The following is a 17,632-nucleotide window of genomic DNA, read 5'->3' on the forward strand; positions in this document are numbered from 1 at the left end:
GGACCGCGTCCTCAGGACACGGTCCTGAGCAGAAGGGGAGGTCCTGCGGCCGCCTCGCCCTTCGTCCCGCGCTCTGACAGGGTGGGGCCATGGACGGGATGGAGCGGGAGAAGGTCTGGCACGTGCGGATCGCCGTCGCGGCGGCGCTCGTGGGATGCGCCGGCGTCGTGTCCGGACTGCGGCACGAGCTGGGGCTGGGATGGGCGGTCGGGCTGCTGACGGCGTGCCTCCTGGGCGTGGCCCTCGCCCTGCGCGACGTGCACCACCGGGTGGACCAGGAGGAGGCGGGGCGTCAGGTGTTCTACGCCGGCCGGGGGAGTACGGCGTGGTTCGCGGTGGTGATGGTGGGGGTCGCGATCGTGCCGGGCATGGTGATCCCCCTGCTCGCGGACGGGGCCGCCACGGCGCTGGGTGTGGGACTCTTCGCCGCCGTGCTGACCGCGGCGGCACACGGCGTGCTCGCGGCCACCACCACCGGGGAGCCGCAGCCCGAGCCGGTCCCGGTGCCGTTGCGCCGCGAGGACGGCTGAGAATCCGCTGCGGAAGTGACCCTTCTGAGGGCGGTGGCGGTCGCCAGAAGGGTCAGTTCCGCAGTGGATTCGGCGACGCCGGAGCACTCAGGAGCACGTCGGGCGCCGGGCGTCGGACGCTCCCGTGGCACCATCGGCTCATGCCCGAGCGCCCCGCCCCCACGCCGCCCGCCGCCACACCCGGCCCCGCCCCTGCCGTCCATGCCGCGGGCTTCGACGAGCTCGACCGGACGACGGCCTACCGCCTCTGGCAGCTGCGGTCGCTGGTGTTCGTCGTCGAGCAGGACTGCCCCTACCTGGACCTGGACGGCCGCGACCTCGAGCCGGCCACCGTCCACCTGTGGGTCGAGGACGAGGCGGGCACGCCCGTCGCCACGCTGCGGCTGCTGGACGACGGCGACGTCGCCCGCATCGGCCGCGTCGTCACCCACCCCGACGCGCGGGGCCGGGCCCTGGCCGGGGCGCTGCTGGACGAGGCGGTCGCCCGGATCGGCGGGCGGCCGAGCGTGCTGGACGCCCAGGCCCACCTGGCGCACTGGTACGCCCGCTGGGGCTACGCGCCGGACGGGCCGGAGTTCCTCGAGGACGGCATCCCGCACGTGCCGATGCGGCGGGCGGGGGCGGGTGCGACGGACGGGCGTCGCGCGCACACCTGAGAATCGACTGCGGAAGTGACCCTTCTGGGGGTGTCAGCGGGCGTCAGAGGGGTCACTTCTGCAGTCGATTCCGGACGTCGCCGCTCGACGTCGCCTGGGTCACCGTCGCCTGCAGCTCCGCGGCCGTCTCTGGATCCGGGGTCACCACAGTGAACCGCTGTCCGTCGTGGGTGGTGAGGACCAGCCCGGCGGGGCCGCCGAGGTCCAGGCGCACGCCGCGGCGGGAGCGGGCCCGCCCCGTCACCGGCCAGTTGATGTAGGCGACGCCCGGGCCGACGTCGTCCTGGACCTCCACCGTGGCCAGTGAGTCCAGGGGCAGCTCGCGGGAGTACAGCGGGGCCCGGAGGCGGAGTACGCCGGCGGCGGGGTCCGCCGCGAGCTCGATGCGGGCGCGCAGGAACGCCACCTGGCTCAGCCACACGACCAGCCCGAGGCTCACCGCGGCGATCACGAGGATGCCCGCCGACCGTAGGGCCTGATCCAGCACGAGCAAGAGGACCAAGGGGAGCGCCGTGACGAACACCAACGCCCACCCCAGCACCGCGTAGCCGGGCGGCGGCTCGACGACGGCGGTGCGCGCCGCCTCGGCCGGCGCGGTGGTCATCGGCGCCGGTCCGGGTCCGACGGGGGCTTCAGCCCGAACCGGACGATGTGGAACGCCAGACCCAGCAGCAAGAGCCCCCAGCCGATGAGTCCTCGCCATTCGAGGTCCGTGAAGGAGAGGACGTAGAGGCCCGCGACGGTGGCGAGCACCGCCGCAAGAGGCCAGTCGGCGGCCGCCATCGCCAGCACCACCAGGAGCACGGCGGCGATCGTCACTGCGGTGTACCGCAGGAACAGGGCGCGGTTGCCGAGCGCCTCCTCGAGTCGTGACTCCGTGCCGGTGTGGACGGGGGTGGTACCGGGGGCGGCCTTGAAGAGGCGGATGTGGCCGTAGGTGAGCGCGGGCGTCCAGCCGGCGGCCCGGAAGAGGTCGAAGTGGTGGTCGTCGGGGTCGGTCTCGTAGGACATGTCGAAGACGACGTCCTCGGGCTCGGCGTCCTCGAAGCGCCAGCCGTGGGCGGCCAGGGAGAACCCGGTCAGCCGCTGGCCGCGGCGGGCCGTGTCTTCGAACCTCGCGAGGTCCTTCTCCGGGGTGAAGGCCGGCCCACTGCTCATGCGTGTGGTGCTCATGTCGTCTCCATGATCTGGTCGGCCATCGCCAGGATTCCGCGCCGGCGCTCGATGTCGCTCATCAGGACGCCGCGTCCCCGGGGGTGAGGCGATGGACGCGTCGGGCGTCGTCGCCGTCGAACTCCTCGATGAACCCGGCATCCCTGAGCTTCTTCAACGTGGTGTGGAGATGCGGATCATCGGGGTCCCGCCACTCCCCGAGAATCATTGAGGGATATATCTCTGAGTGACACTCAGTCATCGACTGCCGGTGGGTGCAAGGGGATGGGGCATCGGATGCCGACCTTGACGCCCCCCCGGGCGCGACGACGCCCCGGATGCGCGCGGCACCCGGGGCGTCGTCGGTGGGACGAGGTGGTCGGTCAGTGGCCGTAGCCGCCCTCGTCGTTCTCCTCGGTCTCCTTCTCGGACTGCTCGGCCTTGGCCGCGAGGCCGTCGACCTCGGCGGGCGCCTGCTGCGCGGCCTGGTCCTGGTCGCCGGGGGCGTCGGAGTTCTTCGTCTCGGGGATCTGCTGATCAGCCATGGGTGCCCTCCTCAGGCGTGGTGGGAGGGGCGCCGGGTGAGCGCCCCCTGTCCGACGGCGCCCGGGGTGGGGTGGGCCGACGTCGTCGCAAGTCAACCAAGGGTCAGGCCGACACGCCCACCCCTGGCCCTCCTGCCGGAGGCCCCCGGGTCAGTCCTTGCCGGGCAGCAGGTCGCGGGCGGTCTCGGCGGCGCGCTGGAGCAGGGAGTCGTCCCCGCCGCCGGCCCAGGAGGGGTCGTGGGGCATCGGGCCCATCGGATCGGCCGCGTCCGGGTCGGGTCCACCGCTGCACCTCGTTGCGCGACTTGGCTCGCGGGTAGTAGCGCATGACCTCCGCGTCTCCGAGGAGCCTGCACATGTCGTCGAGGTCAGCGTCGGTCATGCACCGGAACGTGAGTCGATCGGTGGGTTGCGGGATCACCCGACGACCTTACCGACGGCACCGAACCGGCTTCTTGTCTTCGACATGTGCGTGAAACCGCCCCCGCGGTCTGCCGCGCTCACCCCACGAAGACGCAGAAGGGGTGGCCGGCCGGGTCCGCGAACACGTACAGGGGCTCGTCCTCGTCGTCGGAGCGGTCCAGGACGAGACGCCCGCCCAGGCGCAGCGCGTGGTCGTGGGCCGCGTCGAGGGACTCGCGGTCCGGCACGGTGAAATCCAGGTGCAGCTGCATCGGCACCTCGGGTGACGGCCACGTGCTGGGCTTCAGTTCCTCGGTGCGCTGGAATGTCAGGACGCGGCGGCCGTCGTCGTCCAGCAGCACGAGCCAGTCCGCGCTGTCCGGCTCGCGGCCGTCCGCGAGCTCGTCGCCCGCGCGGTAGTGGAGGCCGAGGAGCTCGCGGTAGAACTCCGCGACGGAACGGATGTCGGCGGCGTCGACGACCGGCTGCTGGAGCACGGGGCGGCTGACCATGGCCACACATTAAGCGACCTCGGCGTCCGCGTCAGCGTCTCGGCCTCAGTCGACGTCGTCGCGCCCCGCATCCACCCACCGCGCGGCCGGCACGACGGCGGCCAGCGAGACCACCGCCAGGACCTGCCACCCCGCGAGCGCCCAGCCGACCCCGAGCGTCGCCCCGAGCGCACCTCCCGCGAGGGTCGCCAGCGGCACGGAGCCCCGGGTGAGGGTGCGGCGCATCGCGGTGACCCGCCCGAGTGTGCCCTCGGGGCAGGCGCGGGCGGTCACGGCGGCCTGGGTGATGTTCCCGAGCAGGACCATGAACCCCCAGAGGGCGGCGCCGGCCAGCAGCCACGGCCCGGCATGAGCGCGGTCGGCGTAGGCCAGCAGGTGCAGCCCCACGGCCACGGCGCAGCCGACCGAGCCGAGGAGGATGCACCGGCGCTCGCCCAGGCGGTCGATGGCCCGGCCCGCCAGGGACGAGGCCGCCAGTGCCCCGACCGCACCGGCGGTGATCTGGACGCCCAGGAACTCCGGCCCGAGCCGCAGGTCGGTCAGGATCCAGACCGCCTCGACCGGGGCGAAGAGGGCCATGCCCACGTTGGCGGCCACCGACCCCATCGTCAGCAGCCACAGGACCGGGGTGCGCCGCAGCACCGTCCACCCCTCCGCGGCGTCCTTCCCGAACCGGGCCCAGCGGGACAGGACGTCCGCGACGCCGGGGTCCCCGTCGTCGTCCGGAATGTCCACCGCGGCGGAGGGCCGCAGCCGTACCCGGAGCGCGACGATCGCCGCCGCGAAGAGGAACGCCGTCGCGATGCCGAGCACGGGTCCCGCGCCCAGCGACCCGACGAGGACGCCCGCCGCGGCGGGCACGATCAACACGAGGGCGGCGTCGGCGGACTCGAGCCGCGCCGTCAGGCGGGCGACGGCGGTGGCCGGCACGACGCGCGGCACGAGCGCGGTCTGGGTGGTCTCGGCCAGCACCGTGAGCACGCCCAGCAGGGCCATGACGGCGGCGAGGTGACCGAACGTGAGCGCGTCGAACGCCCACGCCACGACGAGCGAGCCGAGCACCGCCGCCTTGGCGAGGCCGGTGGCCGCGAGCAGCCGCGGGCTGAGGTGCCGGTCCACCACGATGCCGATGGGCACGCCGAGCAGGAGGAATCCCAACCCGGAGAGCGTCATCAGCACGCCCATGCCGTCGGCGCCCACGCCGAGCAGGAGCACCGCCAGGACGTCCAGGGCGACGTCCGTGGCGGACCGGCCACCCGCGTCGAGGGCGTTGGAGGCGACCAGCCACCGCGCCCGTCCTTCCGGCGGCGGGGGCGTCTCAGCGTCAGGGGTGCGGGGGGCAGGCGTCTGACGACGCGGGTCCGTGCTCACCGCCACACGTGGAGCAGGTAGCCGTAGCTCAGCGACGTCGTTGCGGGGTGCTCGGCGAGCCACGCGTCGGCGACCCCTCGCTCGAACTCCAGCCGCAGGACGGCCTCGAGGTCGGCGCGGGAGTCGAAGGTCCACGAGCTCATGACCTCGCGGGTCTGGGCCCCGACGCCGGCCCACCACTCGCGCGCGTACGTGTCCTGGCCCTGCGCCGCCGCGTTCGTGCTCGCCCGCAGCAGCTCGGCGAACTGGCCGCGCTCGGTGTCGTTGTCGATCACCACGAGCGCGCCGCCGGGCCGCAGCACCCGGGTGACCTCGTCCAGGCCGGGTCGGACGTCCCAGCGCGGGTGCGGGAAGAAGTACGCGAACCGGGCATGCACGACGTCGACGCTCGCCTCCGGCAGCGGGATCTGCTCGGCCGAGCCGTACAGCACGCGCGCCCCGCCGGGGCGGGCGCGGGCGGCCCCCAGCAGGCGCACGTCCGGCTCGACGGCGATCGTCTCGGCCGCGTCGGCGTAGCGGGGCAGCCAGAAGCCGGTGCCCGCACCGAGGTCGAGCAGCGTCCGCCCGGCCCAAGGCGCCGCCTCCTGCAGCGCCGCCCAGAGGGCGCCCTCACGGTCCATGGCCGCGTTCTCTATCTCGTACAGCGCCGGGTCCACGCCCTGGTTGCCCGAGGGACGGAAGTCGGGCAGGCCCGTGGCCGGTCCGCCCGGTGTGCTCTGCGTCATGCCCGGGAGTCTGACACACCCCCCCTCCACGCCGGTCCGTCACACGGGTCTGCCACGGCCCGCCGCGCCCCGGAGAGGCTCCGGCCGGTCCTGGATGGCGCGGTGGCGGCTCATGTGACGCGCGAGCCGGCCGCCCGCTGGACTCGCGGCGGCCCACCGCGTGGGATGGGCTCACCACCCATCCAGAGCGGCCGAGAGATCTGGCTCGACGACGCCGCAGCAACCCGCCCGCCGGACCCGGACCCCCGGGAACGGCAGGCCCGGTGCTACCGCCAGGACCGATGGAGGAGAGCAGATGCCCCGTCACGCCACACAGCAAGTCCACGCCGGCTACGAGCCCGCCGCACCCCACCGGCCGGTCGTCCCGCCCATCCACCAGACCACGGCGTTCCGTTTCCCGGACCACGCCACGGCGGCATCGATGTTCCGGCTCGAGACCCCCGGCTTCACCTACAGCCGCACGGGCAACCCGACCGTCGCGGTGTTCGAGAACCGCCTCGCCGCACTGGAGGGCGGCATCGGCGCGATCGCCACGGCCACCGGCCAGGCCGCCGTCGCGCTGTCCCTGCTGGCGCTGCTGCAGGGCGACAAGCACCTGGTCGCCTCCAGCCAGCTCTACGGGGGCACCGTCGACCTGCTGACGGACACGTTCGCGGACTTCGGCATCGAGGTCACCTTCGCGGACCCGGCGGACCCGCCCGCGTGGGCCGCCGCGGTCCGGCCCGACACGCGCGCGTTCTTCCTCGAGGCCATCACCAACCCGCTCGCCACCCTCCCGGACCTGCCGGCGCTCGCGGACCTCGCCCACGCGGCCGGTGTGCCCGTGGTGGTGGACAGCACCCTCGCGACGCCGGCCCTCTACCGGCCGCTGGAGCACGGCGCCGACGTCGTCGTGCACTCGGCCACCAAGTTCCTCGGCGGGCACGGCGCGGTGCTCGGCGGCGCGATCGTGGACGGCGGCACGTTCGACTACGGCGCGGCGCCGGACCGGTGGCCGCAGCTGGCCCGGCCCAAGGCCCGCTACGGCGGGCAGACGCTGGTCGAGCGGCACGGCCGTGGCGCCTACCTGACGCTGGCCCGCAGCAAGTTCCTGCACGACCTCGGCCCCACCCTCGCCCCCGCGAGCGCGGCGCAGTTCATCCAGGGGCTCGAGACGCTCGACCTGCGCGTGGCCCGCCACACCGCCACCGCGCTGGCCGTGGCCCAACACCTGGCCGGGCACCCCGCGGTCGCGCGGGTGCACCACCCCGGTGTGGCCGGGCATCCCAGCGCGGCGCTGGCCGCCCGCGACTTCCCGGACGGCGTCGGCTCGGTGTTCTCCTTCGACCTGGCCTGCGGCCCCGAGGCCGTGGCCCCGTTCCTCGACGCGCTCGAGCTGTTTCAGCTGGTGGTCAACGTCGGCGACGCCCGGTCCCTCGTCTCCCACCCGGCGACCATGACGCACTGTCGCCTGACGCGGCAGCAGCGCGAGGCCGCCGGGATCGCCGAGACCACCGTCCGGCTCTCCATCGGGCTGGAGTGTCCCGACGACCTGATCGCGGACCTGGACCGCGCCCTGGCCGTGGTGTCCGCCGCCGGGCCGGCCGTCCCCGCCGCCACGCCCGCCGTCCCCGAGACCGCCGCCGTCACCCAGGAGGTGCGCTGAGATGACCGCCGTCCACCACACCACCCGCTCCGTGTCCCGTCCCGCCGTCCGCGGCTTCACCACCACCGCCGTGCACACCGGCCAGGAGCCCGACCCGCTGACCGGCGCCGTGGTGCCGCCGATCTACCAGACCAGCACCTTCGTGCAGGACGGCATCAACGTGCTGCGCGCCGGGCACGAGTACAGCCGGGGCTCCAACCCGACCCGGAACGGCTTCGAGACCCAGCTCGCCGCCCTCGAGCACGGCGACCGGGCGTTCGCGTTCGCCTCCGGGCTCGCCGCCGAGGACGCCCTCCTGCGGGCCGTGCTGCGCCCCGGCGACCACATCGTGCTGGGCGGCGACGGCTACGGCGGCACCCACCGCCTCATCACCACCGTCCTCGAGCCGTGGGGTGTGTCCAACACCCCCGTGGACATCACCGACCCGACGGCGGTCGCCGCGGCCGTCCGTCCCGGCCGCACCGCGCTGCTGTGGGTGGAGACGCCCTCCAACCCGCTGCTCGGCATCGCGGACCTGGCCGCCTGGGCGCAGATCGCCCACGACGCCGGCGCGCTGCTGGTCGTGGACAACACGTTCGCCTCGCCCTACCTCCAGCGGCCCCTCGACCTCGGCGCGGACGTCGTGGTGCACTCCACCACCAAGTACATCGGCGGGCACTCGGACGTGCTCGGCGGCGCCGTGGTGGTGGCCGACCGCGAGTTCCGCGGCCGGGCGCTGGCCGAGGCGGTGGCCTACCAGCAGTTCGCCGCCGGTGCGGTCGCCGGCCCGCAGGACTCCTACCTCGCCGCCCGCGGCCTCAAGACGCTCGGCCTGCGCATGGACCGGCACGGCGCCAACGCCGCCGCGCTCGCGGGCTGGCTGCAGGGCCGCCCCGAGGTCGCCCAGGTCTTCTACCCCGGGCTGCCCGACCACCCGGGCCATGCACTCGCCGCGCGGCAGATGGACGGCTTCGGCGGGATCGTCTCCATCCGGTTGGGTGGGGGAGAGGCCGCGGCCCGCGCGTTCGCCGAGGCCACCGAGCTGTTCGCGCTCTCGGTCAGCCTCGGCGGGGTCGAATCGCTGCTCTGCTACTCCTCCGAGATGACCCACGCCTCCGTGCGGGGCACGCCCCTGGCCGTCCCCACGGACCTGGTCCGGCTCTCCGTCGGCATCGAGGACGTGGCCGACCTGCAGGCGGACCTCGAGGCCGGCCTCGAGTGCGCCGCACGCGTCGCCGCCGGCCGCGGGGCGCCGTCGTCGTCCGCGGTGCCCCGTCCCGCCCCCGCCCACCACCGCACCACCCACGCCCGCACCCCGGAGAGGACCCGATGAGCCACGCCACCCTTGTCCCGAGCACCGCGCCCACCCGCGTGGACGACCTGACGTTCAGCATCCACACCACGCCGTTCGACGAGGACTACACGCCCGCCGCCAGCACGCGCGCCACCACGAACTTCGCGAACCTCGCCCGCGGTGCGGACCGGCGGGAGAACCTGCGCGCCGCCCTGGCCATGATCGACGGGCGCCTCAACGACCTCGCCCCCTGGGACAACCCGGAGCGGGACCGCTACACGGCACGGATCGAGATCGTCTCGATCGACGTGCACTTCACCGCCGACGACGGCGCGGATGTCGACTTCCCGCTCATGGAGATGCTCGACGTGCGGGTGGTCGAGCGTGCGACGGGCGCTGTGCTCGGCCGCAGTGTGGGGAACAACTTCTCCTCCTACGTCCGCGACCACGACTTCTCCGTGGTGCTGCCCGCGCACGCGGCGACGTCGCCGGGGACCGAGGAGCCCGACGGCTTCGGCGACCTGCACGGGCGGCTGTTCCAGCACCTGCTCGACTCGCAGGCGTACCGGGAGCGGTTCCCGCAGCCGCCCGTGATCTGCATCAGCGTGTCCACGAGCCGCACCTACCGGCGGCTGACGAACGAGCACCCGGTGCTCGGGGTCGAGTACCGCCAGGACGAGCCCTCCCGCACGGACCGCTACTTCGGCCGGATGGGCCTGGGGATCCGGTGCTTCCTGCCGCGCGGGGCCGTGGCGCCGCTGGCGTTCTACTCGCGGGGAGACCTGCTCAACGACCACGCGAACCTCTCCCTGGCCGGGCTGATCGCCACCATGGAGACCTTCCAGCGGATCTACCGGCCGGAGATCTACAACGCGAACGCCGGGGCCGGCGAGGTCTACCGGCCGCGTCTGGACCACGGCGACTTCTCGCAGACCCGGATCGCCTACGACCGCGAGGAGCGGGCCCGCCTCGGCCGGGAGCAGGGGGAGTACACGCAGGCGCACTTCGTGGGCCCGCACCGCGACCTGCTGGAGCGCTGGGCCGCCGCCCACGCCGCACGAGACACCGAGGAGACCCGATGACCACCCTGATCCCCACCACCCTCGTCGGCAGCCTGCCGAAGCCCGGCTGGCTCGCCGAGGAGGAGACGCTCTGGTCGCCCTGGAAGCTCGAGGGGGAGCAGCTGCGCGAGGGCAAGCTCGACGCGCTCGCCCTCGCCGTGGCCGATCAGGAGCGTGCGGGCATCGACATCGTCTGCGACGGCGAGCAGACCCGCCAGCACTTCGTCACCACGTTCATCGAGCACCTCGGCGGTGTGGACTTCGACCGGCGCGAGACGGTGCGGATCCGCGACCGGTACGACGCGAGCGTGCCGACCGTCGTCGGGGAGGTGGGCCGGCCGGCGCCGGTGTTCGTGGACGACGCGAAGGCTCTGCGCGCCCGGACGGACCGGCCCATCAAGTGGACCCTGCCCGGGCCGATGACCATGATCGACACCCTCGCCGACCGCCACTACGGCAGCCGCGAGAAGCTCGCGTGGGAGTTCGCGCGCATCCTCAACGAGGAGGCGCGGGAGCTGGCGGCGGTGGGCGTCGACGTCGTGCAGTTCGACGAGCCCGCGTTCAACGTGTTCTTCGACGACGTCCGCGACTGGGGCGTGGCGACGCTCGAGCGTGCGGCCGAGGGCCTGACGTGTGAGACGGCCGTGCACATCTGTTACGGCTACGGGATCAAGGCGAACAACGACTGGAAGGCCACGCTCGGGGAGGAGTGGCGCCAGTACGAGACGTCGTTCCCGCTGCTGCGCGAGTCCACGATCGACACGATCGCCCTGGAGCGGCACCACTCCCGGGTGCCGGCGGAGCTCATCGGCCTGCTGCGCGGCAAGAAGGTGATGGTCGGCGCGATCGACGTGGCGAGCGACGAGATCGAGACGCCCGAGGAGGTCGCGGCGACCCTCCGGGAGACCCTCGAGTTCGTGGACGCGGACAAGCTGATCGCGAGCACCAACTGCGGCATGGCGCCGCTGGCTCGCTCCGTGGCGCGGGACAAGACCGCCGCGCTCGTGGCCGGCGCGCGGATCCTCCGGGAGGAGCTGGGCGGGGAGTGAGGGGGGCCTGATGGCCTTGCCTGGCCGGCGGGGCCCCGTCAGGATCGTCTGCATGGATCCTGATGCGAGCCCCCGTGTCCGGCTCACCGCTGACGATCCCCGGCCGGGCAGTCGTCCCGCGACGTCGACCGAGGGGCCCCACCGACAGCTTGATCAGCGATCATCGCCGGAGCTGTGGGGCCGTCTGGTCGCTGCGGTGTTCGCCCTCGACGGCGTCGAGGAGGGCCACAGCACCGTCTCGCCAGCAACGTCGCGCGCCCTCCACCTGACAGGCCGGCCGGAGGAGCGCACCCCGGAGGTCAACCTCTCACCAGGCCGGCGCTGGGAGCCGGTGCACCTGCATGGGGTGGACGACACGTCAGTGCACCTCGTCCTGGCGCCCGAGCGCGGCGTCCGTCTGGCCGAGCTCGGATGGCTCGAACCGCATGGCTACGCGGACTTCGGCACGGAGTGGATGCTCTACGGTCCGCGGGACGAGGCAGAGCTGGCCGTCGTCGTCGGGATCATCGAGGAGTCGCTCGCCTACGCGCGCGGTTGACGCAGCGCCCCGGAGCGGGGAAGCGGACGCGAGAGGAAACTGCGAATTTTTCGTTTTCGCGGGTAGTCTTGTTCCATGACTGCGACGGTGAATGACAAGCACACGGTGCTGCCGCCGACGGACCTCGAGGAGATGCTCGACGTCGGCAGGTTCCTCGACGGCCTGACGCAGCCGGCCGCCCTGGTCGGCCCTGATGGGCAGAAGGTCCCCCTGCCGCCAGAGGCTTTCAACGTCCTGCGGGACGTCGTCGAGGCGATGCGGGTGGGCAAGGCCATCACGGTGGCACCCGTCGACCAGCTGCTCACGACACAGGAGGCGGCGAACTTCCTCGGCATCAGTCGTCCCACGCTGGTGAGGCTGCTCGAGGAGGGCGCGTTGCCGTACGAGAGGACGACCGGTGGTCGGCACCGACGCATCCGGCTCCAAGACGTCGTGTCCTATCAGCAGCGGAAGCGCGGGGAGCGGCGTGCCTCGCTGAGCGACCTCGTAGGGGAGGCCTCGTCTGCGGGGCTCTACGACCAGAAGGCGGAGTCCTACCGCGAGGCGTTGCGTCAGGCTCGCGCCGACCTCCGGGGTGAGCGCGGGTAGTGGCGCGCTTCAGCGCGGTGCTCGACGCGTGCGTCCTCGTGCCCATCGCCCAAGCGGACACCTTGCTGCATCTGGCCGAGGCGGGCCTCTATCGGCCGGTATGGAGCGGGCGGATCCTCGACGAGACGGTGCGCGCACTGGAAGCGATGCATCCAGACATGCGTGCGTCGGGGGCGGCGCGTCACCGTGCCGGGGTCATGGACGCCGCCTTCGACGACGCGCGGGTCGAGGGGTGGGAGCAGCTCGTGCCCGGGATTGATCTTCCGGACCCCGATGATCGGCATGTGGTCGCCGCCGCGATCCAGGGACGTGCTGACCTGATCGTCACGGCGAATCTGAAGGACTTCCCGCGGGAGGTCGTTGAGTCCTTCGACATCGAGGTGCAGAGTCCGGATGAGTTTTTCATGAACCAGCTCGACCTGGACCCGGCTCGAGTGATGACGGCCCTCGCAGCCCAAGCGGGCGCGACACGGAATCCTCCGTTGACCGTCAGGGACGTCCTTGAGCGGCTGGTGCCGTGCGGTGCACCCCTGTTCGCGGAGGCCGCACGAGCCCAGCTCTGGCGGGTCGACGTTGAGCGACCTTGATTCAGCCCGACGCCAGAACCGGCGTCTGTCGGCTCACCCCCACACGCCGGAACCGGCGATGAGCCGGACCGCGAGCACCGCCATGACCACCGCGATCACCACGTCCACCACGCGCCACGCCTTCGGGTCGGCGAGCACCCGGGCCAGCAGGCGCGCGCCGTAGCCGAGCGCGGTGAACCACAGGACCGAGGCGGCGACGGCGCCGGCGGCGAAGACCCACCGCGCGTCGGGACCGTGCTGGTTGGCGAGGCTGCCCAGCAGCACCACGGTGTCCAGGTAGACGTGCGGGTTGAGCCAGGTCAGTGCGAGCGTGGTGGCGACGACCGAGCCCGCGGTCCGCGGCGCCTGCTCGGCCACGAGCCCCTGCGGGCGCAGCGCGGCACGCAGGGAGGAGACCGCGAACCAGAGCAGGTACAGGGCGCCGCCCCAGCGCAGCACCTCGAGCAGCCACGGCACGGCCTGCACGAGCGCACCCACCCCGGCGGTCCCGGCCAGGATCAGCACGGCGTCCGAGGCCATGCACACCAGCACGACGGCGCCCACATGCTCCCGGCGCACGCCCTGGCGGAGCACGAAGGCGTTCTGGGCGCCGATGGCGACGATGAGGGCGAGTCCGGTGAGCAGGCCGGTGCCGGCGAGGGTCCACATGGGTGAGGACGCTAGGGCCCGGCCGGGCCTGAGCCAAACGAAGAGAACTGCAGGTGCCTAAGCTCTGCTTCATGAACCTTGATCAGCTGCAGGCGCTGCGTGCGATCGCGGACGAGGGCTCGTTCGAGGCGGCCGCGTACGAGCTCGGCGTCAGCGCCTCGGCGGTCAGCCAGCGCATCCGCGCCCTGGAGCGGGAGGTGGGCCAGGTGCTGCTCCGGCGCGGCACACCCTGCGAGCCGACCGAGGCCGGCGTCGGCCTGGTGCGCGTGGCCCGGCACATGCGGGTGCTCGAACAGGAGGCGTGGGCCGGGCTGGGCCGCACGGCGGCCGGGCGCAGCGTCACCTCCCTGGCCGTGCCCGCCGACGTGCTGGGCACGTGGTTCGGGCCCGTCCTGGCCGAGGCCGCCGACTGGGACGACACGGTCCTGGACCTGCACGTCGAGGACCAGGACCACAGCGCCCGGCTGCTGCGCCGGGGCGAGGTGCTGGCCGCCGTCACCACGGAGCCGCAGCCGGTGCAGGGGTGTGCGGCGGAGCCGCTGGGGAGCATGCGCTACGTCCCGCTCGCCTCGCCCGCCCTGCTCGCCCGGCACGCGGCGGGCGACGTCGTCGACCTCGGCGCGATGCCCATGATGCGCTACAACGCGAAGGACGACCTGCAGCGCCTCGCGCTGAGCGGCGCCGGGCTGGACGTCGCCCCGCCCACGCACCTGGCGCCGTCGTTCGACGGGTTCCACCGGCCCGTCCGGGCCGGCCTGGGGTGGGGGATGCTCGTGGACGCCCAGGCCGTCGAGGACGTGCGCGCCGGCCGGCTGGTCCGCGTGCCCGGGCTCGACGACGTCCTCGTGCCCCTGTACTGGCAGGCGGCCACACTGCCCGTGACGCGCCTGGTGCGGCTCACGCGGGCGGTGCGGGAGGCGGCCCAGCGGACGCTCGAGCGGGGGTGAGGCGGCGCCGCGGGTCGCGGGCCGTCAGCGACGTCGCAGCGGTGCCGGCGCTTCCATGGACGCCTCGGCCAGCACGGGCCGGAAGCCCAGCGCCTCGTTGACGTCGAGCATGTGCCGGTTCTCCTCGGCGTTCCACGTGATGATCGCGCGGGCCCCGGGCAGCGCGTCGCGCACGGCGATGAGGTTCGCCGCCTTCACGCGCATGCCGAGGCGGTGGCCGCGGTGCTCGGGCAGCACGATGGTGTCCCACTGGTCGATGAGCCCGTCCGGGCGCGAGCGGGGCGCCACCAGCTCGCTCAGGGCAACGATCCGACCGGTGGCGCGGTGCCGCGCCACCGCGCGGAAGAGGCGCCCGGTCGTGAGGATCTGCTCGTCCATGCGACGCACGCGGGCCGCGTCCCACACCTGCTCCACCACGGTGCGTTCCCCGGAGGGCACGTCCGTGGCCATGCGGGCCTTGAGGACGGCAAGGTCGTCCTGCAGGGACGCGTCGGCCGCGCCCTCCCAGGCGTGGAGCACGTAGTCCGACGAGACGCGTTCGGCCTCGGCCAGGGCGACGGCGGGGTCGATCCCCGGATCGGCGAAGTCATACCGGCTCACCCGCTCGATCTGGACGAGCGCGAAGCCGTAGGACTGGGCGAGACGCACACCCGGATGCTCGGCGGGCACCGCGCCGACGCCGTTGGGCGGGGTGAGCGCCCGTTGCCCGGCCACCGGCCGCGGCGTCAGCGGCCAGGTCTCGAAACGGGTGAGGCCCGCGGTGTCCAGGACGAGCCGCTCGGCCAGTGCGCGGCCGTGGCCGCGTCCGCGGTGCCGCGGGAGGACGTAGACGTTGAGGGCGGCCGCGTCAGGGTCGTCGACGTGGTTGATCAGGACGCGGGCGTAGCCGACCGCCTCGCCGTCGACGTACGCCAGGTAGCGGCGCTGCGTGTGGTCGGTCTCGGCGGCGGCCTGGATGAGCGCGTCCGTGGGGGTCTCGTCCCACTCGGTCGTGCCGATCAGCTCGTGGTTGTACTCGTCTCCGAGGCGGCAGTAGGCCCGCCAGTGGGGGTCGTCCGACGAGGCGGGCAGGGGGAATTCGATGATGTCAGGCATGCGGTGACTGCTTTCTGAAGAAAGGGGTGGGCGCAGAGGCACCCGTCGAGCCGTGCTCGAGACGGGTGCGCGGGGAGGGCCGGTGGTGGGTCGTCGGACCCCCGGGGTCACTGCTGCTGCATCATGGGGTGAACTGTGTCACGATGCGGATCGGTGGGCAAGGGCCTTTGCTGTCGAGATGCAGGCAAGGTTCCACACGACGCGCGGTGGACTCTTCGCGTATCGGGCGGGATCCGGTCGGCGTGACACTGGGTGTCCAGGTGGGCGCCCCCGCGCACCCCAGGGCTCGCTCGAAACGTACGGACGGCTGCCGCTCTAGCGGGTTGGTTGTGGCGAGCCGTGCGGCGGGCGGGCAGGGCCGGAGGTGGCGCACACGGCGCATGGCGGGCCCCTCGTCACTAACGACCGATTTAGCCGGATGAGCGTGCTCTGATCGACCGGACATCCTCAACCAGGCGGCTCGCCTGGTCGTGGTCGTCCACTACGACGTTGAAGAGCGACCCGTCACGGGTCCGGATCGTGACGCGGGCCCGACCGCCGTTGTTGATGCGGACCCCGCCGGGGGCTGAAGCGCGGCCCGTGACGAACCAGTTGAGGAGTCCGTGGTTCATGCCGTCATCACTGGCTGAAGTGATGTCGGAGATCTCCGAGACGGGAATCGCTCGCCTGCAGAACGGCGCGTGAATCCGCACCTCTGGCGTCGGACCCTCAGGGACGTCGACAGTGATTCGAGCCCCTAGGCTCACCAAGCGGTTTCCACGGACTGTCACTCTCATGCGCCCACGATCCGGCATGATGCGGTTCCGACACCAGGGCGGAGGGCAACAACTCACCCGCCCCAACTTCTCCAGCTGAGGTTATGCCGGACAGCGATCTGTGCGAGATACCGGACATTCATCGGCGCAAGTCACACCGCCTAGCAGGCGACGTGGGGAGACTGCCGGAGACATCTGGGGCGCGTGCCACAAACGACCGTTTAAGCCGCGTGCCTCTGAGAGTCACCTACCCGCCGCATCCGCAGGCGGAGGATGGCGAAAGCGCTCACCCCCCGAGTGGGGCTGGCGTCCATGGCGCGGGTGGTGACCGATGCAGTTCCGGCGTGGGTCAGCACTACACGGGTCGGTCAGACCCGCGTAGCGTCGATGCTGTCCGGCGTGGAGCCCCTCGGGCCTTCACGCATCCGACTTGATCGGGGGGAGTCCTCTTTTGTACATCCACAAGCAGAAGCTTCAGCACGTCTCCAGTCCTGAGAAGCCTGACGCGGTCTACGCCCGCAAGCTGCAGGAGGTGATCGGCGGGCAGTACGGTGAGATCACCGTGGCCATGCAGTACAGCTTCCAGGCATGGAACGCCCACATTCCGGGCAAGTACCGGGACCTGCTCTTCAGCACGGCGGCCGAGGAGTTCGGTCACGTCGAGATGCTCGCCACCATGGTGGCCCAGCTGCTGGAGAAGGCCCCGGTGGGGATCACCACCGACGCCATCCAGGATGACCCGGCCGTGGCCGCCGTCATCGGGGGCACCGATCTGCAGCAGGCCATCGTGGCCGGTGCCGGTGCTCGCCCCGTGGACAGCATGGGGAATCCGTGGACGGCGGCCTACGTCACCGCCAGCGGCAACCTGTTGGCGGACATGACCGCCAACCTCAACGCCGAGATGCAGGGCCGCACCCAGGTGGCCCGGCTCTACCACATGACCGATGACCCGGGCATCCGGGAGCTGCTCTCCTTCCTTCTGGCCCGGGACACGATGCACCAGAACCAGTGGGCGGCGGCTGTGAAGGAGCTGCAGGAGGACGGCCTGGAGGAGATGCCGGTGCCGAGCAACTTCCCGCAGAAGAAGGAGGCCATGGAGCACTCGTACACGCACTACGAATTCTCTGACGGTCAGGCCACTGCGCAGGGTTCGTGGGCTGCAGGCCCCACCCCGGACGGCAAGGGCGAGTTCTCCTACTCGGCCGAGCCGCCGGCGGGGGTCCCCATGCCCCCGCCCACCCACCCGGACTCCCGTTTCTACGGGACCACGGAGGTGCCCAACCGCCTCGAGAAGCTGGCGGGCACGGTGCAGGACAAGCTGCACCGCGAGTGACCCGACCTTCCCGATGAGGGAGTGCACGGGCCCGTCTGCTCCGGCAGGCGGGCCCGTGTCGTCTGTCCCTGTACGGGTCCGCATCTACCTGGCAAGCGCCGTGGCGAGAATGTGCCTCGCCATTCTTGAGGGGATGCGGGCGCTTCGGACAGGGCTGCGTGGTCGCACGGAGTGTTCTTGACCCACGTCCACGCGGGTATACCCCTTTACACGCCCTGCC

The 17,632-nt window shown here is 72.6% G+C and carries 20 protein-coding genes and 1 pseudogene; 11 read left to right on the forward strand and 10 right to left on the reverse strand.

Annotated features, from left to right (window positions below; genetic code table 11):
* Positions 1-89: 89 nt before the first annotated feature.
* Positions 90-530: a hypothetical protein gene (locus ACFI33_RS08555; RefSeq protein WP_010080019.1), complete on the forward strand. Its 441-nt coding sequence runs from the start codon at positions 90-92 to the stop codon at positions 528-530.
* Between the two features lie 140 nt (positions 531-670).
* The gene (locus ACFI33_RS08560) at positions 671-1,186 is read left to right on the forward strand and encodes a GNAT family N-acetyltransferase (protein WP_049145708.1); all 516 of its coding nucleotides are present in this window, start codon (positions 671-673) and stop codon (positions 1,184-1,186) included.
* A gap of 52 nt (positions 1,187-1,238) precedes the next feature.
* Here ACFI33_RS08560 and ACFI33_RS08565 read toward each other — a convergent pair whose 3' ends face one another.
* From ACFI33_RS08565 to ACFI33_RS08600, 8 genes and pseudogenes are all read right to left on the reverse strand, one after another.
* A complete protein-coding gene (locus ACFI33_RS08565) occupies positions 1,239-1,790 on the reverse strand; it encodes a hypothetical protein (RefSeq protein ID WP_225348748.1) in 552 nt (183 codons plus the stop codon).
* Positions 1,787-2,359 carry a DUF2812 domain-containing protein gene (locus ACFI33_RS08570; protein ID WP_049145701.1) on the reverse strand — a complete coding sequence of 191 codons (573 nt, stop codon included), beginning with the start codon at positions 2,357-2,359 and terminating at the stop codon, positions 1,787-1,789. The genes ACFI33_RS08565 and ACFI33_RS08570 overlap by 4 nt, the downstream gene beginning before the upstream one ends.
* A gap of 61 nt (positions 2,360-2,420) precedes the next feature.
* Positions 2,421-2,600, reverse strand: coding sequence for a hypothetical protein (locus tag ACFI33_RS08575; RefSeq protein WP_158184041.1), 180 nt, complete (start codon positions 2,598-2,600; stop codon positions 2,421-2,423).
* 121 nt (positions 2,601-2,721) lie between these two features.
* On the reverse strand, positions 2,722-2,883 hold the full coding sequence (locus ACFI33_RS08580; RefSeq protein ID WP_153239435.1) for a hypothetical protein: 162 nt from the start codon (positions 2,881-2,883) through the stop codon (positions 2,722-2,724).
* A 286-nt stretch (positions 2,884-3,169) separates the two neighbouring features.
* Positions 3,170-3,304, reverse strand: a pseudogene (locus tag ACFI33_RS08585) (GNAT family N-acetyltransferase); the annotation flags it as partial.
* Between the two features lie 79 nt (positions 3,305-3,383).
* Positions 3,384-3,797, reverse strand: a complete 414-nt coding sequence (locus ACFI33_RS08590; protein WP_036339525.1) for a VOC family protein — start codon at positions 3,795-3,797, stop codon at positions 3,384-3,386.
* 45 nt (positions 3,798-3,842) lie between these two features.
* The gene (locus tag ACFI33_RS08595; protein WP_233569958.1) at positions 3,843-5,168 is read right to left on the reverse strand and encodes an MFS transporter; all 1,326 of its coding nucleotides are present in this window, start codon (positions 5,166-5,168) and stop codon (positions 3,843-3,845) included.
* The gene (locus ACFI33_RS08600; protein WP_127445794.1) at positions 5,165-5,893 is read right to left on the reverse strand and encodes a class I SAM-dependent methyltransferase; all 729 of its coding nucleotides are present in this window, start codon (positions 5,891-5,893) and stop codon (positions 5,165-5,167) included. The genes ACFI33_RS08595 and ACFI33_RS08600 overlap by 4 nt, the downstream gene beginning before the upstream one ends.
* A 295-nt stretch (positions 5,894-6,188) precedes the next feature.
* Between ACFI33_RS08600 and ACFI33_RS08605 the strand changes: the two genes are divergently transcribed.
* From ACFI33_RS08605 to ACFI33_RS08635, 7 genes are all read left to right on the forward strand, one after another.
* Positions 6,189-7,538, forward strand: coding sequence for an O-acetylhomoserine aminocarboxypropyltransferase/cysteine synthase family protein (locus ACFI33_RS08605; protein WP_127445795.1), 1,350 nt, complete (start codon positions 6,189-6,191; stop codon positions 7,536-7,538).
* Between the two features lies 1 nt (position 7,539).
* Positions 7,540-8,850 carry a cystathionine gamma-synthase gene (locus tag ACFI33_RS08610; RefSeq protein ID WP_462623943.1) on the forward strand — a complete coding sequence of 437 codons (1,311 nt, stop codon included), beginning with the start codon at positions 7,540-7,542 and terminating at the stop codon, positions 8,848-8,850.
* Complete coding sequence (locus tag ACFI33_RS08615; RefSeq protein ID WP_127435210.1) at positions 8,847-9,893, forward strand: putative oxygenase MesX; 1,047 nt, start codon at positions 8,847-8,849, stop codon at positions 9,891-9,893. Before ACFI33_RS08610 ends, ACFI33_RS08615 begins: the two co-directional genes overlap by 4 nt.
* The gene (locus ACFI33_RS08620) at positions 9,890-10,921 is read left to right on the forward strand and encodes a methionine synthase (protein ID WP_127435211.1); all 1,032 of its coding nucleotides are present in this window, start codon (positions 9,890-9,892) and stop codon (positions 10,919-10,921) included. Before ACFI33_RS08615 ends, ACFI33_RS08620 begins: the two co-directional genes overlap by 4 nt.
* Positions 10,922-11,117: 196 nt before the next feature.
* Positions 11,118-11,459, forward strand: coding sequence for a luciferase domain-containing protein (locus ACFI33_RS08625; RefSeq protein ID WP_036314941.1), 342 nt, complete (start codon positions 11,118-11,120; stop codon positions 11,457-11,459).
* A 75-nt stretch (positions 11,460-11,534) separates the two neighbouring features.
* Positions 11,535-12,047, forward strand: coding sequence for a helix-turn-helix domain-containing protein (locus ACFI33_RS08630; RefSeq protein WP_036314943.1), 513 nt, complete (start codon positions 11,535-11,537; stop codon positions 12,045-12,047).
* Positions 12,047-12,634 (forward strand): PIN domain-containing protein, encoded by a 588-nt coding sequence (locus ACFI33_RS08635; RefSeq protein ID WP_036314945.1) that lies wholly within the window; start codon positions 12,047-12,049, stop codon positions 12,632-12,634. Before ACFI33_RS08630 ends, ACFI33_RS08635 begins: the two co-directional genes overlap by 1 nt.
* A 33-nt stretch (positions 12,635-12,667) precedes the next feature.
* On the opposite strand, the gene lysE is transcribed toward ACFI33_RS08635, so the two are convergent.
* Complete coding sequence (lysE, locus tag ACFI33_RS08640; RefSeq protein ID WP_060973796.1) at positions 12,668-13,282, reverse strand: L-lysine exporter; 615 nt, start codon at positions 13,280-13,282, stop codon at positions 12,668-12,670.
* Between the two features lie 71 nt (positions 13,283-13,353).
* Between lysE and ACFI33_RS08645 the strand changes: the two genes are divergently transcribed.
* Positions 13,354-14,229 (forward strand): ArgP/LysG family DNA-binding transcriptional regulator, encoded by an 876-nt coding sequence (locus ACFI33_RS08645; RefSeq protein WP_462623944.1) that lies wholly within the window; start codon positions 13,354-13,356, stop codon positions 14,227-14,229.
* Positions 14,230-14,253: 24 nt separating this feature from the next.
* Here the strand turns inward: ACFI33_RS08645 and ACFI33_RS08650 are convergent, their stop codons facing one another.
* A complete protein-coding gene (locus ACFI33_RS08650) occupies positions 14,254-15,324 on the reverse strand; it encodes a GNAT family N-acetyltransferase (protein WP_127435463.1) in 1,071 nt (356 codons plus the stop codon).
* 1,206 nt (positions 15,325-16,530) lie between these two features.
* Between ACFI33_RS08650 and ACFI33_RS08655 the strand changes: the two genes are divergently transcribed.
* Positions 16,531-17,412 carry a manganese catalase gene (locus tag ACFI33_RS08655; protein ID WP_127435462.1) on the forward strand — a complete coding sequence of 294 codons (882 nt, stop codon included), beginning with the start codon at positions 16,531-16,533 and terminating at the stop codon, positions 17,410-17,412.
* The last annotated feature ends 220 nt before the right edge of the window (positions 17,413-17,632 follow it).

The sequence above is a fragment of the Micrococcus sp. PSi08 genome, assembly GCF_054960655.1.

Excerpts from the sequence above, each read along its gene's own strand:
- ACFI33_RS08560 (WP_049145708.1), top strand. The coding sequence starts at position 671 with ATGCCCGAGCGCCCCGCCCCCACGCCGCCCGCCGCCACACCCGGCCCC.
- ACFI33_RS08565 (WP_225348748.1), bottom strand. The coding sequence starts at position 1,790 with ATGACCACCGCGCCGGCCGAGGCGGCGCGCACCGCCGTCGTCGAGCCG.
- ACFI33_RS08615 (WP_127435210.1), top strand. The coding sequence starts at position 8,847 with ATGAGCCACGCCACCCTTGTCCCGAGCACCGCGCCCACCCGCGTGGAC.
- ACFI33_RS08580 (WP_153239435.1), bottom strand. The coding sequence starts at position 2,883 with ATGGCTGATCAGCAGATCCCCGAGACGAAGAACTCCGACGCCCCCGGC.
- ACFI33_RS08605 (WP_127445795.1), top strand. The coding sequence starts at position 6,189 with ATGCCCCGTCACGCCACACAGCAAGTCCACGCCGGCTACGAGCCCGCC.
- ACFI33_RS08645 (WP_462623944.1), top strand. The coding sequence starts at position 13,354 with ATGAACCTTGATCAGCTGCAGGCGCTGCGTGCGATCGCGGACGAGGGC.
- ACFI33_RS08575 (WP_158184041.1), bottom strand. The coding sequence starts at position 2,600 with ATGACTGAGTGTCACTCAGAGATATATCCCTCAATGATTCTCGGGGAG.
- ACFI33_RS08600 (WP_127445794.1), bottom strand. The coding sequence starts at position 5,893 with ATGACGCAGAGCACACCGGGCGGACCGGCCACGGGCCTGCCCGACTTC.
- ACFI33_RS08630 (WP_036314943.1), top strand. The coding sequence starts at position 11,535 with ATGACTGCGACGGTGAATGACAAGCACACGGTGCTGCCGCCGACGGAC.
- ACFI33_RS08570 (WP_049145701.1), bottom strand. The coding sequence starts at position 2,359 with ATGAGCACCACACGCATGAGCAGTGGGCCGGCCTTCACCCCGGAGAAG.
- ACFI33_RS08650 (WP_127435463.1), bottom strand. The coding sequence starts at position 15,324 with ATGCCTGACATCATCGAATTCCCCCTGCCCGCCTCGTCGGACGACCCC.
- ACFI33_RS08610 (WP_462623943.1), top strand. The coding sequence starts at position 7,540 with ATGACCGCCGTCCACCACACCACCCGCTCCGTGTCCCGTCCCGCCGTC.
- ACFI33_RS08620 (WP_127435211.1), top strand. The coding sequence starts at position 9,890 with ATGACCACCCTGATCCCCACCACCCTCGTCGGCAGCCTGCCGAAGCCC.
- lysE (WP_060973796.1), bottom strand. The coding sequence starts at position 13,282 with ATGTGGACCCTCGCCGGCACCGGCCTGCTCACCGGACTCGCCCTCATC.
- ACFI33_RS08590 (WP_036339525.1), bottom strand. The coding sequence starts at position 3,797 with ATGGTCAGCCGCCCCGTGCTCCAGCAGCCGGTCGTCGACGCCGCCGAC.
- ACFI33_RS08555 (WP_010080019.1), top strand. The coding sequence starts at position 90 with ATGGACGGGATGGAGCGGGAGAAGGTCTGGCACGTGCGGATCGCCGTC.